Origin of the sequence: Methylobacterium tarhaniae, from assembly GCF_001043955.1 — a bacterium.
GTDB lineage: Bacteria > Pseudomonadota > Alphaproteobacteria > Rhizobiales > Beijerinckiaceae > Methylobacterium > Methylobacterium tarhaniae.
In genome coordinates, this window is the sequence record NZ_LABZ01000407.1 from 1 (window position 1) to 2,331 (window position 2,331).

At 72.7% G+C, this 2,331-nt stretch carries 2 protein-coding genes; both read left to right on the plus strand.

From position 1 onward, the window contains the following. Window positions 1-1,863 (plus strand): PhoX family protein (locus tag VQ03_RS30305; RefSeq protein WP_048454652.1); only part of this gene is annotated, 1,863 nt, incomplete at its 5' end. A 201-nt stretch (window positions 1,864-2,064) separates the two neighbouring features. Continuing rightward, on the plus strand, window positions 2,065-2,331 hold a 267-nt coding region (locus VQ03_RS30310), incomplete at its 3' end, for a thioredoxin domain-containing protein (protein ID WP_048454653.1).

Here is a 2,331-nt window from a genome sequence, read left to right on the forward strand (position 1 = left end):
GACCGGCGCGAGATCCTGCGCGGCGGGTTGGCCGTTGCCGCCATCTCGGCGACGCTCGCCCCCCGGGCGGTGGCAGCGGCGGAGACCCCGGCTGAGACCTTCCCGTTCCGCGAGCTGCCGGCCGGCGCCGACGAGCGCCACCACGTGGCGGAGGGCCACGAGGCCGAGGTGCTGATCCGCTGGGGCGATCCGGTGCTGCCCGGTGCGCCGCCCTTCGACCCGCACAGGCAGTCGGCCGCCGCGCAGGCGCAGCAATTCGGCTACAACAACGATTTCCTGGGCTTCTTCCCGCTGCCGGGGACGAGCGATCCCGCCGGCCACGGCCTCCTCGTCGTCAACCACGAATATACGAACGAGGAGCTGATGTTCCCCGGCCTCGGCCGGCAGGAGGGCAAGGCGGGCTTCGCCGGCATGAACCGCGACCTCGCCGAGATCGAGATGGCGGCCCATGGCGGCTCGGTGATCGAGGTGAAGCGCGAGGACGGGCGCTGGCGCGTGGTGCCGAACTCGCCCTACGCCCGCCGCATCACCGCGACGACCCCGATGCGTCTCTCCGGCCCCGCCGCCGGCTCGGCCCGCCTGCGCACCGGCGCCGACCCGGACGGGCGGACCGTCCTCGGCATGCTCAACAACTGCGCCGGCGGCGTCACGCCCTGGGGCACGTGGCTGACCTGCGAGGAGAACGTCAACTACTACTTCCAGGGCCGGCTGCCCGAGGGCTCGCCGGAGGCGAGGAACCACAAGCGCCTCGGCCTGCCGGGCAACCTCTACGGCTGGAGCCGCTTCCACCCGCGCTTCGACCTCGCCCAGGAGCCCAACGAGCCGAACCGCTTCGGCTGGGTGGTCGAGATCGACCCCTTCGACCCGAGGGGCGTGCCGGTGAAGCGCACCGCCATGGGCCGCTTCAAGCACGAGGGCGCCGCCGGCGCGCTCGCCAAGGATGGCCGCTACGTCGTGTTCCAGGGCGACGACGAGCGCTTCGACTACGTCTATCGTTTCGTCACCGACGCGGCGGTGAACATGACGGACAAGGCCGCCAACCGCGACATCCTCGATTCCGGCACGCTCTCGGTCGCCCGCTTCGACGCGGACGGGCGCGGCACCTGGCTGCCGGTGGTGTTCGGGCAGGGCCCGCTGACGCCGGAGAACGGCTTTCGTGACCAGGCCGACGTGCTGATCGAGACCCGCCGGGCCGCCGACCTCCTCGGCGCCACCAAGATGGACCGGCCGGAGGACGTCGAGGCCAACCCGAAGACCGGCAAGGTCTACGTGATGCTGACCAACAACACCCGCCGCAAGGCCGACCAGGTCGACGCGGCGAACCCGCGGCCGGACAACCGCTTCGGCCACATCGTCGAACTCTCCCCGGAGGGCGGCGACTTCGCGGCCGACCGATTCGCCTGGGAGGTGCTGGTCCGCTGCGGCGACCCGTCGATCGCGGCGGTCGGCGCCACCTTCTCGTCGGCGACGACGAAGGACGGCTGGTTCGGCATGCCGGACAATTGCGCGGTCGACGGGCAGGGCCGCCTCTGGGTCTCGACCGACGGCAACTCGCCAGGCAAGACCGGCCGCGCCGACGGCATCTGGGCGGTGGAGACGGACGGCGCCCGCCGCGGCACCGCCAAGCACTTCTTCCAGGTGCCGCTGGGGGCCGAGATGTGCGGCCCCTACTTCACCCCCGACGACACCACCTTCTTCGTCGCCGTGCAGCATCCCGGCGAGGCCGACGAGGAGGATCCCAACGCCACCCCGGCGACCTTCGAGCGGCCGGCGACCCGCTGGCCCGACTTCGACCCCGCCTTGCCGCCGCGCCCGGCGGTGGTGGCGATCACGAAACGGGGCGGGGGGAAGGTGGGGACGTAGGGCCGGTCCCCGCGCCGGAACGCTCTCCCGCCCTCTCTTTCCCCGGGCAGCCCTGCCACGCGCGGTGGGCAGGGCGCCCGCCATTCCCGCTTCCCACACCGCCCCGGGCAGCCTGGCCCGGGACAGGCCATCATCCGGCCAAAATGGCCGAGCTAGTCCTTACAGGTGACGAGTACCCGTCGCCCCGGACGCGAAACCACCATGTCGCTCTCCCGCCGTACCCTCCTCGCCGCCTCCCTGGCGACGCTTCCCGCCCTGGCCGCGAACCGGGTCCTGGCGCAGGCCGAGGGCCAGTGGCGCGCGGTGACCGGCGACAACGGCCAGCCGATCCCCAACACCCGCCTGCCGGGCGAGCTCGCCTCCGAGATCGGCCGGCTGCGCGGCGTGACCTGGATCGGGCCGCGGGAGGCCTCGGTCACCCTGTACGAGTTCTTCGACTATAACTGCCCGTGGTGCCGGGCGGCGGCG